The sequence below is a fragment of the Nocardia sp. NPDC052566 genome, from assembly GCF_044547285.1.
In the GTDB taxonomy this organism is placed as follows: domain Bacteria; phylum Actinomycetota; class Actinomycetes; order Mycobacteriales; family Mycobacteriaceae; genus Nocardia.
In genome coordinates, this window is the sequence record NZ_JBIUAF010000002.1 from 210,803 (window position 1) to 228,563 (window position 17,761).

Here is a 17,761-nt window from a genome sequence, read left to right on the forward strand (position 1 = left end):
CGCGCCGCGTACGGTTCGCGACACGTGGGCGACCGCCGATCTGGATCCCGCGCGGACCGCGAGACTCGCGGTGTTCCTCGGTGCAAACGCGCCGTTTCAATCCATGCCGAGCGACGAGCTGAATCGGCTCGCCGCGGCATGCTCACTGCGGGAATTCACCGCAGGTGCGGTGATCGCCGACTACGCGGCCCAGGTGCCCGACGACATCTGGATGCTGTGGACCGGCGGCGTCATCTTGCAGTCGAGTATCCCGGTAACCGGCTCCGTCGCGTCGGCGGACGCCGCGGTCCGGTCGGCGGGTCCGGGCGTTCGCCAGGACGATGGTGGGCGGCCGGACGGTAGGGGACGCGGTGGCGGTAGGCGGACGATCGATACGGTCGAACCGGGCGGGATCTTCGGCTATGTGCCACTGCTGACCGGCGGTAGTGCCGAATTCATCGCGCGCGCAACCGAACCGAGCCTGCTGATCCGGCTGCCGGGTGCGCTGGTGCGTGCGCAGTTCGCCCAGCCGGACGGCTTGGCCTTCCTCGCCTCCTCGGCATGGAAGACCTCCTCCGGCGACCGGACACCGATGGCGCAGGTGCTCGGCAGCCGTCCGGTCGGCGAACTCGTCTCGGGCCGAGCCGTTTTCGTGACACCGGAGACGGGCGTGCGCGATGCCGTGGTGCGGATGACCGACGCGCGCGTCTCCTACGTGCTGATCCGGTTGCCGGACGGCGAATTCGGCATCTTCACCGACCGCGATCTGCGCACCAGGGTGGTCGCGGCGGGGCTGCCGGTCGACGTCGCGATCGGCCGGGTGATGAGCGCACCGGCGCGCCGGGTCACCGCCGATCTGAGCGCCGAGACCGTGCTGATGGAGATGCTCGAATGCGGGCTGCGCCATATGCCCGTGGTGTCGCATCGCGGCGAGGTGCTCGGCGTGCTCGAGGATGCCGACCTGCTCGCGGCTTCGGCGCGGCAGAGTTTCGCCCTGCGCCGGGCGATCGGCGCGGCCACCGATGCCGCGCAGCTGCAACGGGCCGCGCGCGAAATCGCGGGCACCACGGTGGATCTGTTCCGCAACGGCACCAAAGCGTCGGCGACCAGCGCCATCCTGTCGGTCGTGATCGACTCGGTGGTGCGCAAGGCGCTGGAACTCGCGCTCGCCGAACATCCTGACGCGCCGAGTGACGGATTCGCCTGGCTGAGCCTGGGCAGTGTTGCCCGCCGCGAGGCGATGCCGTCCTCCGACGTGGACAGCGCGCTGTCCTGGTCCGACGAATTGTCCGGCGCCAGTGGGCAACTGCGCGCGATCGCGGAACGCGCACACGCCATCCTCGACGGCTGCGGGCTGCCCGCCGACAGCAACGGTGCGATCGCCGCGAAGCCGAAATTCGCCCGCTCCCGGTCGGATTGGACGAAGGCGGCCGCGGAATGGCTCGACGATCCGCTGCGCGATCGCGGGCTGATCATGTCGTCGCTGCTCATCGACGGGCGGGTGGTGTGGGGTGATCCCGCGCTGCACACCGTGCCCGCCGCCTTCGGCAGCATGCGCGCCGAACATCCCAACGCGCTGCGACTACAGCTGCTCGACGCGCTCTCGGGCCGGGTGCGCGCCCGCTCGCTGCGCGACGTGCTGTCCAGGCGCGGCGGCACCTTCGACCTGAAAAGCCATGCGCTGGTGCCGATTGTCAACCTGGCCCGCTGGGGTGGCCTCGCGGCGGGCGTGACCTCGGCCGCGACGCCGGTACGGCTCGCGGCCGCCGCGAGCGCGGGCGCGCTCACCGAGCGCGATGCCACGGTGCTCACCGAGGTGTTCGTCATGCTGCAGCGGATGCGGATGGTGCACCAGGTCGAGCAGCTGTCCGCCGGGCACAGTCCGGGCGATGTCGTGGTGATGTCCGAACTGTCCCCGCTGCATCGCAGCCTGCTCAACGACGCGCTGCGCGAGATCGCGGCGGTGCAGAGACACGTCCGCAGTATCGGGGCGAACTCGGCTTAGAATGGCGATTGTCATGGCGAAACAGGACATGGAAGACAGCGGGCGGGCTGCCGCGGTGCAGTCGGTCGATCGCGCGCTGCTCGTCATGGAGATCATCGCCAAACTCGGCCAGGCGGGCGTCACGGAGATCGCCGCCGAACTCGGCGTGCACAAATCTACCGTTTCCCGGTTGATCACCGTGCTGGAATCGCGCGGATATGTCGAACAGCTGTCCGACCGTGGCAAGTACCGGCTCGGCTTCTCCATCGTCCGGCTCGCCGGATCGACAAGCGCCCAGGTCGATCTCGTCTCGCAGAGCCAGGGCGCGTGCAACGCGCTCGCGGCCGAATCCGGGGAGACGACGAATATCGCTGTGCTGGACGGCAATCGGATCATCAATATCGTCGAGGCGATCGGACCCGGCTCGATCGCGCTGCGGTCATGGGTCGGGCAGAGCTGCCCCGCGCACGCCACCTCCAGCGGCAAGGTGCTGCTGGCCGGGCTGGAGCCCGCGGAGATGCGCAAGCGGGTCGGTACGAAACTCGAGGCGTTCACCGCGAATACGCTGACCAAGGTCGCCGATCTGGCCGCTCAGCTGGCGCAGGTGCGGGCGAACGGCTGGGCCGATGTGCGCGAGGAACTCGAGATCGGGTTGAACGCGGTCGCCGCGCCGGTGTACGACCACAACGGCGTGATGGTGGCCGCGCTGAGCGTTTCCGGGCCGTCGTATCGGATGAGTCAGGATCGGTTCGCGCAGATGGCGCAGCTGACCATCAAGAGCGCGGCGGGGATCAGCAGGCGGCTCGGTTATCTGGGCTGACGCTCTCGCGTTGACAAGGGGTGTGACCCGGACAATACTGAGTTGCGTAGCGCGCGCGTGTTGCGCTTTGCGCAACTGTATCGTATTACGCAACTCGATAGTCAACTGAATATCCGCCGTTCAACCGCAGCGGGAGATCTCCATTTCGATGGAGAGCCGAAGGAGCAACACCCTCCCGGGAATCTCTCAGGCCCAGTACCGCTGCGCGCAGGCAACTCTGGAAAGTAGTGCGCGTTTCGAGTGCGCACTCGCCGACGGGGCAAGCGCACAGTGACTGTGCCGTGAATCTCTCAGGCCATTGGACAGAGCGGGAGGAGCCAACCCCACGCATCCGCGTCGATGAAAGGCTCTCCCATGGCCGACCCCGCCTCCGCCGTCCGCACCGAACTGGACGCCTCGCTGCGCGACTTCGACCCCGTCGTCGCCGCGATCGTCGATCGCGAAATCGATCGGCAGCAGCGCGGACTGGAAATGATCGCCTCGGAGAACTACGCGCCGCTCGCGGTCATGCAGGCCCAGGGCACCGTGCTGACCAACAAGTACGCCGAGGGGTATGCCGGACGTCGCTACTACGGCGGCTGCGAGCATATCGACGAGGTCGAGACGCTGGCCATCGCGCGGTTGCGCGCGCTGTTCCACGCCGAATATGCCAACGTCCAACCGCATTCGGGGGCACAGGCCAATGCGGCGGTGATGCACGCGCTGCTGCAACCGGGCGATCACATTCTCGGCTTGGCGCTCGACCACGGCGGTCATCTCACGCACGGTATGAAGCTCAACTTCTCCGGGCGGCTCTATGACGTCGCGGCCTATCATGTTCGGGCCGAGGACCAGCTGGTCGACATGGACGAGGTGGCCCGGCTGGCGCACGAGCACAAGCCGAAGCTGATCGTCGCGGGCTGGTCGGCCTATCCGCGTCAGCTCGACTTCGCCGAATTCCGCCGGATCGCCGACGAAGTCGGCGCGTACCTGATGGTCGACATGGCGCACTTCGCCGGTCTGGTCGCGGCCGGGCTGCACCCCTCGCCGGTGCCGCACGCGCATGTTGTCACCTCGACCACGCACAAGACGCTCGGTGGTCCGCGCGGCGGATTCATCCTCGCCACACCGGAATTGGGCAAGAAGATGAACTCGGCGGTGTTTCCGGGCCAGCAGGGCGGGCCGCTCGAGCACGTGATCGCGGCGAAGGCCGTCGCCTTCAAGATGGCGGCGGAACCGGAGTTCCGTGAGCGGCAGGAGCGGACGCTCGCGGGCGCCCGCATTCTGGCCGACCGGCTGCTCGCCGAGGACTGCCGGGCCGCAGGTATCGGCGTGGTCAGCGGCGGTACCGACGTGCATCTCGTTCTCGTCGATCTGCGCGACGCCGAACTCGACGGCAAACAGGGCGAGGACGTGCTGGCGTCGATCGGGATCACCGTGAACCGCAACGCGATTCCGTTCGATCCGCGGCCGCCGATGGTGAGCTCCGGGCTGCGGATCGGGACACCGGCGCTGGCCACCCGCGGCTTCGACACCGAGGCGTTCGCCGAGGTCGCCGATATCGTCGCGGCCGCGCTGCTGAAGACCGAATCGGTGGCGGCGCTCGGCGCGCGGGTCGACGCACTGGCGCAGCGGTTTCCGCTCTACCCGGGCATGCGCGCGTGACCATCAGCGCTTTCGACCTGTTCCGGGTCGGCATCGGGCCGTCGAGTTCGCACACCGTCGGCCCGATGCGTGCCGCGGGCGCGTTCATCGAGCGGCTGAAAGCCGCAGGGGTGCTGCATGATACGGCTGCCGTCCGGGTTCATCTGTACGGCTCGCTAGGTGCGACCGGGCATGGGCACGGCAGTGTCGGGGCGGTGGTCGCCGGGCTGTCCGGTGAGCGGCCGGAGACCGTGGATCCGGACGTGGTGTTCAGCACCGACACCGAGGTGCGGGCCAGCGGGATCCTGCGGCTCGGCGGCGTGCAGCCGATCGCGTTCGCCGTCGACGACGATATCGAACTGCTAGGGCGGATCAAGCTGGACTATCACACCAACGGGATGCTGTTCCGTGCGTCCGACGGGGCGGGGCGGGTGCTGCTGGAGCGCCAGTTCTATTCCGTCGGAGGTGGTTTCGTGCTCGACCAGGACGAGATCGGGGAGCGGGCCGCCGGGCAACCGGTGATGGTGCCGTACCCGTTCCGCACGGCAGGTGAACTGCTCGCGCTCACCACCGCCACCGGGCTGTCGATCAGCGCGCTGATGCTCGCCAACGAGATGTGCTCGCGCAGTGCGGATCAGGTGCGCGCCGATCTGCTGTCGATCTGGAAAGTCATGCGGCAGTGCGTCGAACGGGGGATGTCGAGTTCCGGCGTGCTGCCGGGAACGCTGCGCGTGCGCCGTCGCGCCGCCACGCTGTTCGAGCGCCTCACCGCCGAATCCGATGACACCGACCCGTTGCGCGCCATGGAGTGGGTCACGCTGTACGCCATGGCCGTCAACGAGGAGAACGCCGCGGGCGGCCGGGTCGTCACCGCGCCGACCAACGGTGCCGCGGGCATCGTCCCCGCTGTGCTGCACTACGTCCAGCAGTTCGTCACCGGCGTCGACGACGACAGCATCGTCGAATTCCTGCTCACCGCGGCCGCGATCGGCCAGCTGATCAAGGAGAACGCCTCCATCTCCGGCGCCGAGGTCGGCTGTCAGGGCGAGGTCGGTGCCGCCTGCGCCATGGCCGCCGCCGGACTGGCCGCCATCCTCGGCGGCACCCCCGAACAGATCGAGAACGCCGCCGAAATCGGCATAGAACACAACCTCGGCCTCACCTGCGATCCCATCGGCGGCCTCGTCCAAATCCCCTGCATAGAACGCAACGGCATCGCCGCCGTCAAAGCGATCACCGCCGCCCGCATGGCCATCCGAGGCGACGGCATCCACCACGTCTCCCTCGACAAAGTCATCCAGACCCTCCGCGCCACCGGCGCCGACATGCTCGACAAATACAAGGAAACCTCCCAGGGAGGCCTGGCGGTAGCCGTCGTCGAATGCTGATCGGCAGATGAGGGTCGTCGCGACCCGGCCTCGGATCACGACGCCGATCGGGCGACCTGTTCCAGTTTGTCGCGGTAGTGCCGCCAGTCCGTCTCGCCGGGGGGCATGTTGTCGTTGCCGTCGCGGTGGCCGACGGTGCCGTCGATGAGTTCGCGGAGGATGTCGGCGTGGCCGGCGTGGCGGTTCGTTTCGGCGAGGACGTGGACCAGTATTTGGTGCAGGGTTACGGTGGCGTGCTCTTTCGACCAGTGCGGGACGTGCCCGATCGCGTCCAGGGGTAGTGCCTCGATCGTCGCATCCGAATGTGCCCACGCCCGGCGGTAGAGGTCGAGAATCTCCTCCCGCGACTCATCGGGTGCCGCCCACATGTCGACGGTCGGATCGGCATCGAAATCGGGCTCCGCCACCCCGTGCGGCCGCCCGAAAGTAGTCCCGAAGTAACCGAATTCGACATACGCCAGATGCTTGATCAGCCCGAGCAGATTGGTCCCGGTAGCCACCATCGGCCGCCGCACCTCATAGTCGGACAACCCATCGAGCTTCCACACCAACGCTTCCCGAGCCACCCGCAAATAACGGTGCAAGTCCGCCTTCGGATCCGCTGCATTCATCCCACGACCTTGCCATGCGATCACTCGTTCCGCTCGGCTTTCCCTAGCGGAACTCCCAAGAGCGCGTTGATATCCACGGAGTGCAGGTGCTGGCGGACACGCTCGGCGAACACCGGGGCTCCCGCCTTCTTCAGCATCTCTGGCAATGAAACGCCACTACCGCGGCTGCTCATTTGGCAGTGGTACACGAGTTGTTCCTTCGTCACGGCGAGTACGACATTCGGTGCGCTGTCGTCGACCAGTTCGAAGAACTCGTCTGGTGTGTAGATCTCGTAGGGGAGGTCATCGATCTCGCGAAAGTGCTTTGTGTTGCCCGTCAACAGGATATCGACCTGGCCGTGTACTGCGGCGCAGTGGACGTGAGCATCGCCGACATCGGGATACTCACCGGACGGATCAACGGTAAACCCGATAATCCGTCCGCTTTGGAACAACCTCTCGAGTCGTCGCCGTATGCCACCGACCTGGGCGTCAGCCAGGAACGGGTTGTTCTTCCGTAGGTGATAGTGGAATTCGGCCATGATGTCGTCGGTCCACATGACCTCGAACATCTCGTTGCAGCCGTGAAGGTAGAGCAAGGCCAACCAGTCGCGCAGCGTGCGCGAGTAGAAGACGTTGGCATCGACCAGTACCTTGGTGCCCCTCCCGCTGACCATGTCGAGGATGTTAGTGACGGTGTACGACAAGGGTTCCGAACCGTTGCGGCGATGTGGCGGTCAGTCGCGTATGCCGAGTTCGTCCTCCAGTCGGCGGAGTTCGTCGAAGGCGATTCGCTGCTCGGCTCGCTGCTGTTCTTTGTAGGCGAAGACGTCTTTGCTGAGCAGTCGGGTGTGCGATCGGACCTTGTGGGAGGGCATTTTTCCGTCCTTGATCAACTTCATCAAGGTCGGACGGGAGACGCCCAGGATCTTCGCGGCCGTTGTCGTCGTCAACTCGCTGGGCACGCTGGCCACCGTGACCGTGCAGCCGCGGCTCACGAGCTCCAGCACCTGGCCGACGAGCGAGGCCAGTTCGGCGGGCATCGCGATGGCGTTGTCGCCTCGGTGGCCGATCAAGGTGCCGCCGTCGTCCACAAGGGCTTTGAACACGCGAGCCTGCTCGACTTCGCTCGACGTGATCGACAGGATTGCCCTGCCGTCGCGGATGAGTGTCTTGCTCATCAGCCCTACTCCTGTCCGGTCCTGCGGTCGATTCACCGTATCGACTTGCACTTATAAGTGCAACTGATTTGTGGGGCGGCAGCAGCTGGTCAAGAGGGGGTGATGGCGTCGCGGGCCTGTTCAGTGCGGTGGATGAGGGCTGAGATGTGGGTGGTGAGGGTTGGCCAGAGTTCTTTGGGGAGGAAGTGGCCCATTCCTTCGAGGAGGACGAGGGTGGCGTTGGGGATGGCTTCGGCGGTGGCTCGACCGCCGGAGATGTCGATGCCGCGGTCGGCGGCGCCGTGGATGACGAGGGTGGGGATGTCGAGTTCGCGCAGGTGCGGGGTGCGGTCGCCGGAGGCGAGGACGGCGGTGGCTTGGCGGAGGAAGCCGTTGATGTCCCAGCCGCGGTCGAAGACTCGGCCAGCCAGGGCGGCGGTGGCTGGTTCGTCGAATGCGAAGCCGGAGCCGGAGCGGAACGCTCGTTTGGTGCGGACGGACCAGTCGATGTAGGCCGCCCGGTCGGTGGGTGGCGGGCCCTCGGTGCTGAAGCCGTCGGGGTGCGGCTGGCCGACGTTGGGGTTGCCGGTGGTGGACATCATGGAGGTCAGGGAGCGGACGCGGGCCGGGTGTTCGATCGCGATGGTTTGGGCGACCATGCCGCCCTGGGAGGCGCCGATCAGGTGGGCGCTGTCGATGCCGAGCGCGTCGAGCAGGCCGGCGGTGTCGGCGGCCATATCGGAGAGGGTGTAGGCGGCCGAGGACAGGTCGCCCGCCATCGCCGCGCGAATATCGGGTGCCGGTCCCTTGTCGAAGCGGGTCGAGCGGCCGGAGTCGCGGCTGTCGAATCGGATGAGATGCAGCCCGCGATCGACCAATTCGGCGCAGAAACCGTCCGGCCAATCGACCAGCTGCCCGCCCGCCCCCATCAACAGCAATACCGGCGGCATGCTCGGGTCGCCGAGCCGTTCGTAGGCCATGTCGATCTTCGACGGGCCGACGTCCACTGCCATCTCCTCGGTCACAATTCCTCGCCTTCATTTGGGCTAGCACGGCTGAGACCTGCGATTATGGGCGCTAGAGGGGGTCTTGCGGCAAGCCCGCCCCGTCGGTATACGTTTAAGCGGGGCCGAATCAATTCGGATAGGCGCGAATCAGTGCGCTCTCGGCCTCATCCGCCAGCCGCGCGACCAGTTCGGTCGCCGAGCGTATGTTGGTGATCAGCTCCACGGATTGCCCTGCCCACAGCGGCAATCCGCGCTTCTCAGCGCGAAACGCCCGCTGCGCGGCGAGATCTTCGACAAGTTCGTCCTCACGCCCGCGCCACCGCTCGACATGCTCGTCACGCACCGTGCGCGCCGGATACCGCGACGGCCACCGCGCACCACGCAAAATATCGGTGACCCTGCTGCGTTCGGTATCCGCGCCGCCAGCGTCGACGAGCGCCTTGCTCACCTCGGACGCGACGAGCGCCTCCGCGCTCGCCTGAAATCGAGTGCCGATCAACGCACCCGCCGCACCCAGGACCAATGCCGCCCCGACACCACGGCCATCCGCGATACCACCCGCGGCGAGCACCGGTGTCGGTCCGGCCATATCGACCACAGCGGGCACGAAAGGCAATGTCGCCCAACCGGATCCGCCGTGACCACCAGCCTCACCGCCCTGCGCGATCACGACATCGGCACCGAGATCGAGGGCTCGTCCGGCCTCGTCCAGATCCGTGACCTGTACCAAGACCGGAATGCCCGCGGCTCGAACTCGTGGCACAAACAGATCCGGGTTGCCGAAGGAGAACATCACCGCGGCCGGGCGGCGCTCAACCACCCAGTCCACCACCGCGATATCGATCGCCCAGCTGAGAAATCCAACACCCCACGGTTTCTCGGTCGATCGCGCGGCCAGCGTCATCTCGCGGTCGAGCCATGCGAGATCACCTCGTCCGCCACCGATCATGCCGAGCCCGCCGCCATCGGACACCGCGGCAGCCAGCGCCCCGCCCGCGGACCCGCCCATCGGCGCGTTCGCGATCGGCACCGTGACGCCGAACATTTCGGTGAGTGCCGTCGTCAATCCCATAGGCGCATCAATCCTTCACCGATTATGTCGAGGCACCCTCAATCCTCTACGGCGAGTGCCTGTCTGATGCTCAAGCGCGATTGGGTCTGCATCAGCGACCGGCGATAGATCTTCTCCGCGAGAATCACGATCCCGTAGGCGGCCGCACCCATGAGCAGCAGCGAGATCACGGGTTCCCACCAGGATGCGGTGCCGTCGGCCAGGCGGCCCGGCATCGCGACGATGGAGACGACAGGGATATAGGACGCGATCACCCGCCAGGTCCCGGAGAGGAAGATGCCCGCGAACAGCACGGCCATGATGAGCATCGTCATGGGCATGGCGGTCGACTGGAGGTCTTCGCTGCGCGTCGCGAGTGACCCGGCCACCGCCCACAGGCTGGCGAGTGCGAGGAATCCGACGACGAAGAAGACGATGAACCATCCTGCGGCGCCACCGATCTGGGCGATCTGATCGCCTCTTCCGGTGGCGGCCAAGCCGATCAAGCCCGCGCCGATGAACAGCGCCAACTGCCCGAACGCCATCACGGTGTTACCGATCACCTTGCCGATCAGCAACTGCCGCAACGGAATCGCGCTGGCCAGTATCTCGACGATGCGGTTCTGCTTCTCCTCGATGACGCTCTGCGCGATGGACATGCCGAACAGGATCGAGGACACATAGAACAGGAAGGCGAAGACGAACGCGACGATCCTGGCGAGACCGGGCGAGACCCCGGCCTTGTCGAGCAGGTCGTAGCTCACCGCACCGCCGCGCCCGAGCTGTTCGATCGAGGTGCCCGCGGCAACGGCGTTGCGCTGCAGGGCGAGCTGCTGTGCCGCCGCGCCCAGATAGGTCGCGGCATTGTCGTTCTCCGAGGTCTTGCCGATGAGCCGCCACCCGCTCGGATCGTTGGGCACCAGCCCGACGTCGACGGATTCATCGCGCACCTGCCGCTCGACCGCCGCGACATCGGCCTCCTTGTGCGCGGTGAAGCGGACCTTCTTGTGGGTGCTTTCGGTGATCGCGTTGGCCGCCGTGACGACCTGTTCGGTGTCCGCGCCCGCGACGGCCACATCGATCGTGTCGGTGCGGTTGCTGATGAACCCGCTGATGGCCAGCGACGCGACGATCGCGACGATCGTGATGACGGTGGAGATGAGGAAGTTGCGGTCGTGCAGCTTCACCGCGATCTCGCGGGCGGCGACGATCCGCCATGCCCCGTTCATGCCGTCACCTCGCGGTAGATCTCCGACACCGACGGGCGCACCTCGGCCAGCTCGTGCACCGACCCGCGCGACAGCGCCTCGGCGAGCAACTTGTCGGTGGTCGCACCGGTCAACTCGAGCAGGACGGATCGCCCGTTGGTCTCGAGCACATCCACCCCGGCGACGTTGCCGACCCAGCCCGCATCACCGCCGAGGACGAGCCGATAGCGCGGCCGTCCGTTGGCGCGCAACTGCGCCACCGATCCATTGCCGACCACCCGGCCCGCCGCCAGGATCACCAGCCGATCGCACAACCGCTCGACCAGGTCGAGCTGATGCGAGGAGAACAGCACTGGAACACCCTGTGCGGCATAGTCACGCAGCAGCTCCGCCATGGAATCGACGGCCACCGGATCGAGCCCGGAGAACGGCTCGTCGAGGATCAGCGCGGCGGGCTGCGCGACCACGGCGGCCGCGATCTGCACCCGCTGCTGGTTGCCGAGCGAGAGCGATTCCAGCTTGTCCTCGGCCCGGTCGGCGAGGGTGAACCGCGCGAGCAGCTCCTCGGCGCGCTGTTTCGCGTCGCCCGCCGCCATGCCGCGCAGCCGTGCCAAATAAACGAGTTGATCGAGCACCGGCTGTTTCGGGTACAGGCCGCGCTCCTCGGGCATGTACCCGAACGAGCGGCGATCCCCGGCCGTCACCGGCTGCCCGCGCCAGCGGATCTCGCCGCCGTGGACGGCGAGCACGCCCATGATCATGCGCATGGTTGTGGTCTTGCCCGCCCCGTTGGCGCCGACGAATCCGGTCAGCACACCGGGCTCCACCGTGAACGACACCTCGTTCACGGCCACGTTCTCCCCGAAGCGGCGCACCAAGTGCGCTAGTTCCAACATCGAGCCCCCTGTCTCCGTCGTTGAAACCACCCTACCGAGGAGAAACGGCGGATCGTCGGACCTCGCTACCGCCTGTACAGATAGTGGTCGAGGCCGGCGAGGGTCCTGGTCGTCCACGCCTGCATCGAGAGCGGGTCCATCAGGAGCCAGTCGGGCGTGGCCTCCACCTGGTCGTGGCCGAGGCGGCGGCCGAGCAGCGCGAGCCGGTTGCCCTCGTCGCACCGGGTCCGGTCGTATTCGGCCAGCGCCTCGGGTAGTCCCGGCTGCTCCCGCAGCGCGCGCTGGAGGAACAGCGCGTCCTCGACCGCCTTCATCGCGCCGCTCGCGGTATGCGGGCGGGCGAGCGCACCGGCATCACCGGCGAGCAGGAACGGCCCTGCCGCATACCGGGTTACGGTGAGATCGGCGACCGGATGGGCGGCGATGGCCGCATCGTCGGTCGCCGTGACGAGGCGTGCCCAGCGTGCCGGGAGTTCGCGCTCGGCCAGGCCTTTGATGTAATGGGCCGGTGCGGCCGATTCGCCGGGCAGATAGTGCTGATCGGCGGTCAGCTCGGCGGGCGGATAGGCGTAGACGGCCCAATTGAGCTTGCGCCCGGTGTGGCCGTTCGGCGCGGGGGCATCGGGGATGAAGTAGAAGATCGCATGCCCGTTCGGGAAGACCGCGGTGACGATATTCGCTTCCAGCTCCGGAACCGGTCGCGGCAGTAGGGCTTCCGGGTAGGAGGCGCGCCACAGCGTGTAGCCCGCGGGGCGCAGCACGCTGTCCGGGTCGACCAGGCGCCGGATCATGGAGTGGTAGCCGTCCGCGCCGATCACCAGGTCGAAGCGCTCCTCGGTGCCCGCGGCGCCGACCAGCGCGCCGCCGTCCTCGGTGCGCCGCACCCGATCCACCGCGACGCCGGTGCGATAGTCGACCTCGGGAATGCGGCTGCGCAGCCCCTGCCACAGCAGACCCCAGTTGCAGGTGACGACCGGAGTCGGCTGCCGGTAGAGCTCGCGCACCCCGGTGACGTCCGGCGCGCGGGTGAGCCAGATCCGTTGTGCCACCGCATGGACCGGTGTGGCGGGTGCCAGATAGCCCGCGGCGACGAGCTGTTCGCGCAGCGGCTTCGGCATGCCGATCCCGAATCCGCGTTCGGCCAGCCTGCCCGCGCTGCGTTCGAAAACGGTGACATCGGCGCCCGCGTTCGATACCGCCAATGCCATCGCGCAGCCCGCGATGCTGCCGCCGACCACACCGACCCGGAGTTCTGACGAGCGTTCCATGAGGCACCTGAACCTGTTGCGAGAGTTGCCCTATCCAGTACACCTCGTATCCGGCCCGCGCGACAACGAGATCGGTTCAGCCGGTAGCGATCGCGGTGATCAGCGTGCGATTGGCGGCGGTGCGGGTGGTGACGAGCTGGATGAACGTCTGTGGCGCCGCGCCGGGATGCTGTTGGGTGAGTTCGACTTTCCACTTCGCCTCGGCGACGTCGCCGCCCTCGGTGCGGGTGATCCGCACGCAGTAACGGGTGCCTGCGGGGACCTTGTCGATGCCGCGCTGGATCTGGACCGCCGGTGGCACGGTCGAGTTGGCGGCGACCACCTCGCGCGCCGCGTAGCCCGAACGCTGGACGTAGTAGGCGCGTTCGAAGGCGAGGATCGCCGACGGTCCGTCGCCGGTGCCGCCGGGATCGGTGCCGGACACCACATCCGGGGTGTGCCGCTGCTCGCAGCCCGGTGTCGCGATATCCGACTGGACCGGCGCCGAGGTGCGTTCGGCGGCGCCGAGCGGTCCGGTCGTCGGCGTGGCGACGGCCGCGCGTTCGCTCGGCCCGCCGAAGACGAAGAGTCCCGCCGAGACGAGGGCGATCGCGATGACCACACCGATCGCCGCGCCGAGCAGCTTGCCGCCGCGCGGTTCCTCCGCCTGCCGTCGTGGGCGGCGCACCGCGGTACCGGGATTGGTGCCGGACCGGTCGATGATCGCGGGGATCAGCACGCCGGTGTCGTCGGGTGGGCCCGGTTGAATATCGTTGTCGCGCATGCGATCCGGGCGCGGCGGCGCCGGGGGGAGCTCGGTGGCGGGTGCGGGTTCGTCGAGCCAGCGTTCCCAATCCTCCGACCGCCGGGTGCGCCGCCGCTTCGGCTGCGGGTGCGCGTGCGGCCGCGCGGGGGTGCGCAGCATGGGCAGCCCGGTATCGAACGGATTGCCCGCGCCCTGGGAATCGTCAGCGTGGGAATCGTCAGAGCGTGTCATCGCCGAAATCGCCGATGACGGCGGCCGGTACGGTGACCGGCTCCTGCTCGATCAGCGCGGGCACGGTCACCCCGAGCTGACCGTCACGGGGTCGTTCCTGATCCTCGCCCATGCGCGGCGGCGGCATCGCGACACCGCCGGTGGTGCCGGGCTGCTGCGGCGGATCGTGGGCGGGCGCACCGGATTGCGTACCGGTGGACGGCTGCTGGTTGCCGGAGAACGGCGGCTGCGAGGTCGGCGGTCTGCTTTCCGGCCTGCCCGCGGCCGAGGAATCGTTCTGCGCCGGTGGGATCACCGCACCCGGTCTGCTGTTCGCCGTCGGCTGGCCGCTCTTGGCGCCGAAATCGAACTGTGAGCCGGAGGTGCCGGTCGACGAACTCTTCGCCGTGTCACCGGCATTGGCGGTGGTGCTGCCGGGGTGCAGCAGCTCCGAGAGTCCCTTGTCGATCGCCTTGTCCGCCGATGCGGCGACGGTATCCATGGCCTTGGTGCCGACCTCGACGATCTTGTCGATGAGGTGCGTGCCGATATTCACCCCGGCATCGATCGCCGCGGTGCCGAGCTGTACGCCCGCGGAGATCAGCGACTGCTGCAACTGGAGTTGCGCCGCCTGGGCCGGATCGAGCGCGACACCGGCGGCGCCGGTCGCCGCGGTGCCCGGCTGCGCGGTCCCGCCCGTCCCGTACTGTCCGACGCCCGCGGGCTGGGTGACGGTGAGCGGCCCCATCCCGTCCAATCTCCGCGTGTGGTCATCCATTTCGGTCTGCGCGCCGGTCACCGCGGTGATGGCGTCGCGCAGCGCCTGCGCGGCGCGTGCGACAACGGCATCGGTATCCGGGGAGGTGGTGGCGTTGGCCAGGATCTGCCTGGCGTCGCGGCGGAAGTCGGCGATGATCTGGTCGACCTTCTTCGCCGCACGGCTGCTCGTGGCCTGTGCGTCGGACAGCACCGAAAGGTATGCCGGTCCACGGTCGGAGATTTCGCCGATCTCGGTCTGCGTGGTGCGCAGCGCGGGCACCGCGGCATCGGCGGTACGTGCGGTCCATGTCGATTCCAGCGCGTGCAGGCCGTCGCGATGCGGTCCCTCGGTGTCGGCGGCCTGTGTCGACGCGGCCGAGAGCGCGGCGGTGATGGTGGCATCCGGTGTGCCGACGCCGGTGCCGAGCGAGGCGCGCAACTTCAGCAGCGGCTGTATCAGCGTCGCGACCAGCGGCGGATCGACGTTGGGATCGGTTGGCAGCGCGGAGCTCTCGGTGCTGGTCGGCGGCGCGGCCGACCGTTTGCGCAGTGCGGCGATCCTTCTCATGGCAGCGCCTCCCCGGCTCGGGCGACGGCATCGGAGGTGCCCGCGTCGACGCTCTGTACCTGGCCGGTGTAGCCGCGCAGCAGTTCACCGTACGCGGCGACCAGCTTGCCCGCGGTGGACAGCGCGTCGGTGTGCTCCTGCACGGCCGCGGTGAACCGCTGCGCGAACTGGCTGCCGACCAAGCCGAGGTCGGCGGCCAATCGCTCCGGATTGACCGCGCCGACAGCCACTTCGGCCGCCGACGCCAGCTGTTGCGACACCGTGTCCGCGATCGCGGTGTAGGTGGCCATCGCCACCGGGTCGACCTTCAGCGTGTCCACTGTTCCCCCTCACGGAAACCACTACTTCGCTGTCGCGGCATGACTCGACCCACCGAGCGTACTTCGCGCGGACCCGGACCGCGCCACCACCGGAAGTCTTACGGTCCTCTCGCCTAATCGCTGCTCAGTGTGCTAGATGGGCCGGTTCAGAGGCACATTCACCCAGCTGGGCGACGCCGGATCGAGCTCGAGATGCTGCGGCCGGAGCTGGGATTCGAGCAGCAGCGCGGGAATCATCATGCCGCGCGGAAAGTTTGCGGCGTAGATGTCAACGCGCAACCGGTGGCCCGGTGGCAGCACGGCGTCGGTGGCGACCAGGCCGACATCGAGCACGGTCGGCTGTCCCGGCGCCACCGGCTCCCGATCGGCGAGGGTGAGCACCGGAAATGGTGCGGTGTAATCGCCGTTGGGCAAAATCTTGCTCTTGCCGTCGTCGTTCTTGCGCAGCGACGCGGTGAGCTGCCCGGAGCTCAGCACCGTCGAGGTGCCGTCGGGGGCAACGTCGTTGAGTGTGGCCGACCAGTATCCGTCCGTCGCGTCGAGAACGGTGTTGAGGTGCACGTTGATCGGGCCGGACAGCAGCGTCGGCTCGGCGACCGGATTGCCGGTGAAGGTGAGCGCCGCGGTCTCGGCGATCCGCGAATCCTTACCGCACGCATCGATGATGCCCATGATCCCCGCGGTGCCCTGTGCGCCGTCGCGGGAGCAGACGGTGGACAGGCCGGGCGCGACGGTGAGCCTGGTCGGCGATGTCGGCGGCTCTGCGCGGAGCGAACCGTCGTGTACCACCGCGCCGGTGGTGCCGCTCGGCTCGGCGGACAGGTACTGGCGGGTGTAAGTCATTCCAGGGCGCGGGAATTGGTCGGTGCTGGTCCAGCCGCCGCCCTGCTGCCAGAGCGTCAGCGGGCTGTAGCGGTCGATGCCGTTATCGATTCCCTTGAGCCACTTGTCGAACCAGGCCCGCTGTAGTGCGTCGATCCGCGGCGGCGCACCGGCGACGCCGAGGCCGGCGCCCGCGGTGCTGTGGTACCAGTCGCCCATCAGCAGCTTCTTCTGTGAGGTCGGCAGCGGGATCGCGTTGTAGGCCTCGGGCTGGGAATTGGCGAAGATGTCGTGCCAGCCGCCGACGATGAAGGTCGGCGCCTCGACCTTGTCCGGATGCCCGGTGATACCGACGCGGAACGGGCCGTCGGGATCGAGAAGTGCCCGCATATCCGGCGGAATCGAATCGACCGAAAGGACGAAGAGCGCTCGAATGAGAGTGTCCAGGAACGTCACCGGGCTGGCCACCCGGTCGGCCAGCCATTTCCAATCGAATCCGCCGGTGGCGATCGAGACGAGATCGGGCAGCCATTTGGCCACGTTGATCCCGGCGAGCCAGAACGGGACGAAGCCGACGACGAAGCCACCGCCCGGCGCCAGCGTGTCGCGCAGGAGGTCGCTGCCGGGGATGACGGAGAACACCGCCTGCACCGACGGTGGTTGCTGTTCGGCGCCCTGCAGCGCGCTGATCCCGCCGTTGGAGACACCGGCGAGCCCGACCTTGCCGTCCGACCATGGTTGGCGCGCCGCCCATTCGGCGATCTCGGCGGTGTCCTGCTTCTCGCGTTCGCCGAAGGCCTGCCACACCCCCTGGGAGAAACCGGTGCCGCGCAGGTCGGCGACGATCTCGGTGTATCCGCTCTGAATCAGCTTGCGGTCCGCGGTGACCGCGCGCGCGATACCTCCGGACAGGGTCTTGACCTGATCACCGAAACCGGAGAACGGCGTGCCGTTCAGATTGAACAGGTCGAACCGATTGATCAGCGTGACAAGAGGATCCGAGAGCCCCGGAATCGACAGCCCCGAATCCAGCAGCATGTACGCCAATTTCGTGTACGGCGTCATGTTGACGATGGTCGGCAGCGGTGTGTCGACGATGCGGCCCGCCGCGTCCATCGGCCGGTACACGTTGGCCTTGATGACGACGCCGTCGCTCATGGTGATCGGCACATCCCAGTCGATGTGCACCCCTGGATACTTCGGCGCTTCGTCTTGCGCCGCCGTCCATGCCGTCTCGTCGGCGGTCCGATCGGCCTGCGCCGCAGGCACCGTCAGCGTGGCGATCACCGTCGCCGCCACCGCGGCGCCGACGACCCATCTTCGCAGGAAAACCTTCATCGGCAACGGACCCACCCTTCGTTGG

General features: G+C 67.8%; 16 protein-coding genes and 1 riboswitch. Of the genes, 4 read left to right on the plus strand and 12 right to left on the minus strand.

Features of this window, described 5'->3' with window-relative positions; translation table 11 throughout:
- The first annotated feature begins 103 nt into the window (after positions 1 to 103).
- The 4 genes from ACIG5A_RS08355 (at position 104) to ACIG5A_RS08370 (ending at position 5,794) form a co-directional block, all read left to right on the plus strand.
- A complete protein-coding gene (locus ACIG5A_RS08355; protein WP_397240576.1) occupies positions 104 to 1,984 on the plus strand; it encodes a putative nucleotidyltransferase substrate binding domain-containing protein in 1,881 nt (626 codons plus the stop codon).
- A 13-nt stretch (positions 1,985 to 1,997) separates the two neighbouring features.
- A complete protein-coding gene (locus ACIG5A_RS08360; protein WP_397239251.1) occupies positions 1,998 to 2,783 on the plus strand; it encodes an IclR family transcriptional regulator in 786 nt (261 codons plus the stop codon).
- A gap of 207 nt (positions 2,784 to 2,990) precedes the next feature.
- Positions 2,991 to 3,099, plus strand: a riboswitch (glycine riboswitch).
- Positions 3,100 to 3,137: 38 nt separating this feature from the next.
- On the plus strand, positions 3,138 to 4,427 hold the full coding sequence (gene glyA, locus ACIG5A_RS08365) for a serine hydroxymethyltransferase (RefSeq protein WP_397239253.1): 1,290 nt from the start codon (positions 3,138 to 3,140) through the stop codon (positions 4,425 to 4,427).
- On the plus strand, positions 4,424 to 5,794 hold the full coding sequence (locus ACIG5A_RS08370) for an L-serine ammonia-lyase (RefSeq protein WP_397239255.1): 1,371 nt from the start codon (positions 4,424 to 4,426) through the stop codon (positions 5,792 to 5,794). Before glyA ends, ACIG5A_RS08370 begins: the two co-directional genes overlap by 4 nt.
- 35 nt (positions 5,795 to 5,829) lie before the next feature.
- Here ACIG5A_RS08370 and ACIG5A_RS08375 read toward each other — a convergent pair whose 3' ends face one another.
- From ACIG5A_RS08375 to ACIG5A_RS08430, 12 genes are all read right to left on the minus strand, one after another.
- On the minus strand, positions 5,830 to 6,405 hold the full coding sequence (locus ACIG5A_RS08375; RefSeq protein ID WP_397239257.1) for a DinB family protein: 576 nt from the start codon (positions 6,403 to 6,405) through the stop codon (positions 5,830 to 5,832).
- 20 nt (positions 6,406 to 6,425) lie between these two features.
- Positions 6,426 to 7,061, minus strand: a complete 636-nt coding sequence (locus ACIG5A_RS08380) for a PIN domain-containing protein (RefSeq protein ID WP_397239259.1) — start codon at positions 7,059 to 7,061, stop codon at positions 6,426 to 6,428.
- Between the two features lie 60 nt (positions 7,062 to 7,121).
- The gene (locus ACIG5A_RS08385) at positions 7,122 to 7,565 is read right to left on the minus strand and encodes a helix-turn-helix domain-containing protein (protein WP_397239261.1); all 444 of its coding nucleotides are present in this window, start codon (positions 7,563 to 7,565) and stop codon (positions 7,122 to 7,124) included.
- Positions 7,566 to 7,654: 89 nt separating this feature from the next.
- Positions 7,655 to 8,569 (minus strand): alpha/beta fold hydrolase, encoded by a 915-nt coding sequence (locus ACIG5A_RS08390; RefSeq protein WP_397239263.1) that lies wholly within the window; start codon positions 8,567 to 8,569, stop codon positions 7,655 to 7,657.
- Between the two features lie 109 nt (positions 8,570 to 8,678).
- Complete coding sequence (locus ACIG5A_RS08395) at positions 8,679 to 9,623, minus strand: NAD(P)H-dependent flavin oxidoreductase (protein WP_397239265.1); 945 nt, start codon at positions 9,621 to 9,623, stop codon at positions 8,679 to 8,681.
- Positions 9,624 to 9,661: 38 nt separating this feature from the next.
- Positions 9,662 to 10,831, minus strand: coding sequence for an ABC transporter permease (locus tag ACIG5A_RS08400; RefSeq protein WP_397239267.1), 1,170 nt, complete (start codon positions 10,829 to 10,831; stop codon positions 9,662 to 9,664).
- On the minus strand, positions 10,828 to 11,706 hold the full coding sequence (locus ACIG5A_RS08405; protein ID WP_397239269.1) for an ABC transporter ATP-binding protein: 879 nt from the start codon (positions 11,704 to 11,706) through the stop codon (positions 10,828 to 10,830). Before ACIG5A_RS08405 ends, ACIG5A_RS08400 begins: the two co-directional genes overlap by 4 nt.
- 65 nt (positions 11,707 to 11,771) lie before the next feature.
- Positions 11,772 to 12,974, minus strand: a complete 1,203-nt coding sequence (locus tag ACIG5A_RS08410) for an NAD-binding protein (protein WP_397239271.1) — start codon at positions 12,972 to 12,974, stop codon at positions 11,772 to 11,774.
- A gap of 76 nt (positions 12,975 to 13,050) precedes the next feature.
- Positions 13,051 to 13,950 (minus strand): hypothetical protein, encoded by a 900-nt coding sequence (locus tag ACIG5A_RS08415; RefSeq protein WP_397239273.1) that lies wholly within the window; start codon positions 13,948 to 13,950, stop codon positions 13,051 to 13,053.
- A complete protein-coding gene (locus tag ACIG5A_RS08420) occupies positions 13,937 to 15,256 on the minus strand; it encodes a hypothetical protein (RefSeq protein ID WP_397239275.1) in 1,320 nt (439 codons plus the stop codon). Before ACIG5A_RS08420 ends, ACIG5A_RS08415 begins: the two co-directional genes overlap by 14 nt.
- Positions 15,253 to 15,576, minus strand: a complete 324-nt coding sequence (locus ACIG5A_RS08425) for a hypothetical protein (RefSeq protein WP_397239277.1) — start codon at positions 15,574 to 15,576, stop codon at positions 15,253 to 15,255. The genes ACIG5A_RS08420 and ACIG5A_RS08425 overlap by 4 nt, the downstream gene beginning before the upstream one ends.
- A gap of 132 nt (positions 15,577 to 15,708) precedes the next feature.
- Positions 15,709 to 17,736 carry a CocE/NonD family hydrolase gene (locus ACIG5A_RS08430; protein WP_397240577.1) on the minus strand — a complete coding sequence of 676 codons (2,028 nt, stop codon included), beginning with the start codon at positions 17,734 to 17,736 and terminating at the stop codon, positions 15,709 to 15,711.
- Positions 17,737 to 17,761 lie beyond the last annotated feature (25 nt).

Coding starts and splice junctions, on each gene's coding strand:
- ACIG5A_RS08380 (WP_397239259.1), bottom strand. CDS start 7,061: ATGGTCAGCGGGAGGGGCACCAAGGTACTGGTCGATGCCAACGTCTTC.
- ACIG5A_RS08420 (WP_397239275.1), bottom strand. CDS start 15,256: ATGAGAAGGATCGCCGCACTGCGCAAACGGTCGGCCGCGCCGCCGACC.
- ACIG5A_RS08405 (WP_397239269.1), bottom strand. CDS start 11,706: ATGTTGGAACTAGCGCACTTGGTGCGCCGCTTCGGGGAGAACGTGGCC.
- ACIG5A_RS08395 (WP_397239265.1), bottom strand. CDS start 9,623: ATGGGATTGACGACGGCACTCACCGAAATGTTCGGCGTCACGGTGCCG.
- ACIG5A_RS08375 (WP_397239257.1), bottom strand. CDS start 6,405: ATGAATGCAGCGGATCCGAAGGCGGACTTGCACCGTTATTTGCGGGTG.
- ACIG5A_RS08410 (WP_397239271.1), bottom strand. CDS start 12,974: ATGGAACGCTCGTCAGAACTCCGGGTCGGTGTGGTCGGCGGCAGCATC.
- glyA (WP_397239253.1), top strand. CDS start 3,138: ATGGCCGACCCCGCCTCCGCCGTCCGCACCGAACTGGACGCCTCGCTG.
- ACIG5A_RS08400 (WP_397239267.1), bottom strand. CDS start 10,831: ATGAACGGGGCATGGCGGATCGTCGCCGCCCGCGAGATCGCGGTGAAG.
- ACIG5A_RS08415 (WP_397239273.1), bottom strand. CDS start 13,950: ATGACACGCTCTGACGATTCCCACGCTGACGATTCCCAGGGCGCGGGC.
- ACIG5A_RS08360 (WP_397239251.1), top strand. CDS start 1,998: ATGGCGAAACAGGACATGGAAGACAGCGGGCGGGCTGCCGCGGTGCAG.
- ACIG5A_RS08355 (WP_397240576.1), top strand. CDS start 104: ATGCCGAGCGACGAGCTGAATCGGCTCGCCGCGGCATGCTCACTGCGG.
- ACIG5A_RS08385 (WP_397239261.1), bottom strand. CDS start 7,565: ATGAGCAAGACACTCATCCGCGACGGCAGGGCAATCCTGTCGATCACG.
- ACIG5A_RS08430 (WP_397240577.1), bottom strand. CDS start 17,736: ATGAAGGTTTTCCTGCGAAGATGGGTCGTCGGCGCCGCGGTGGCGGCG.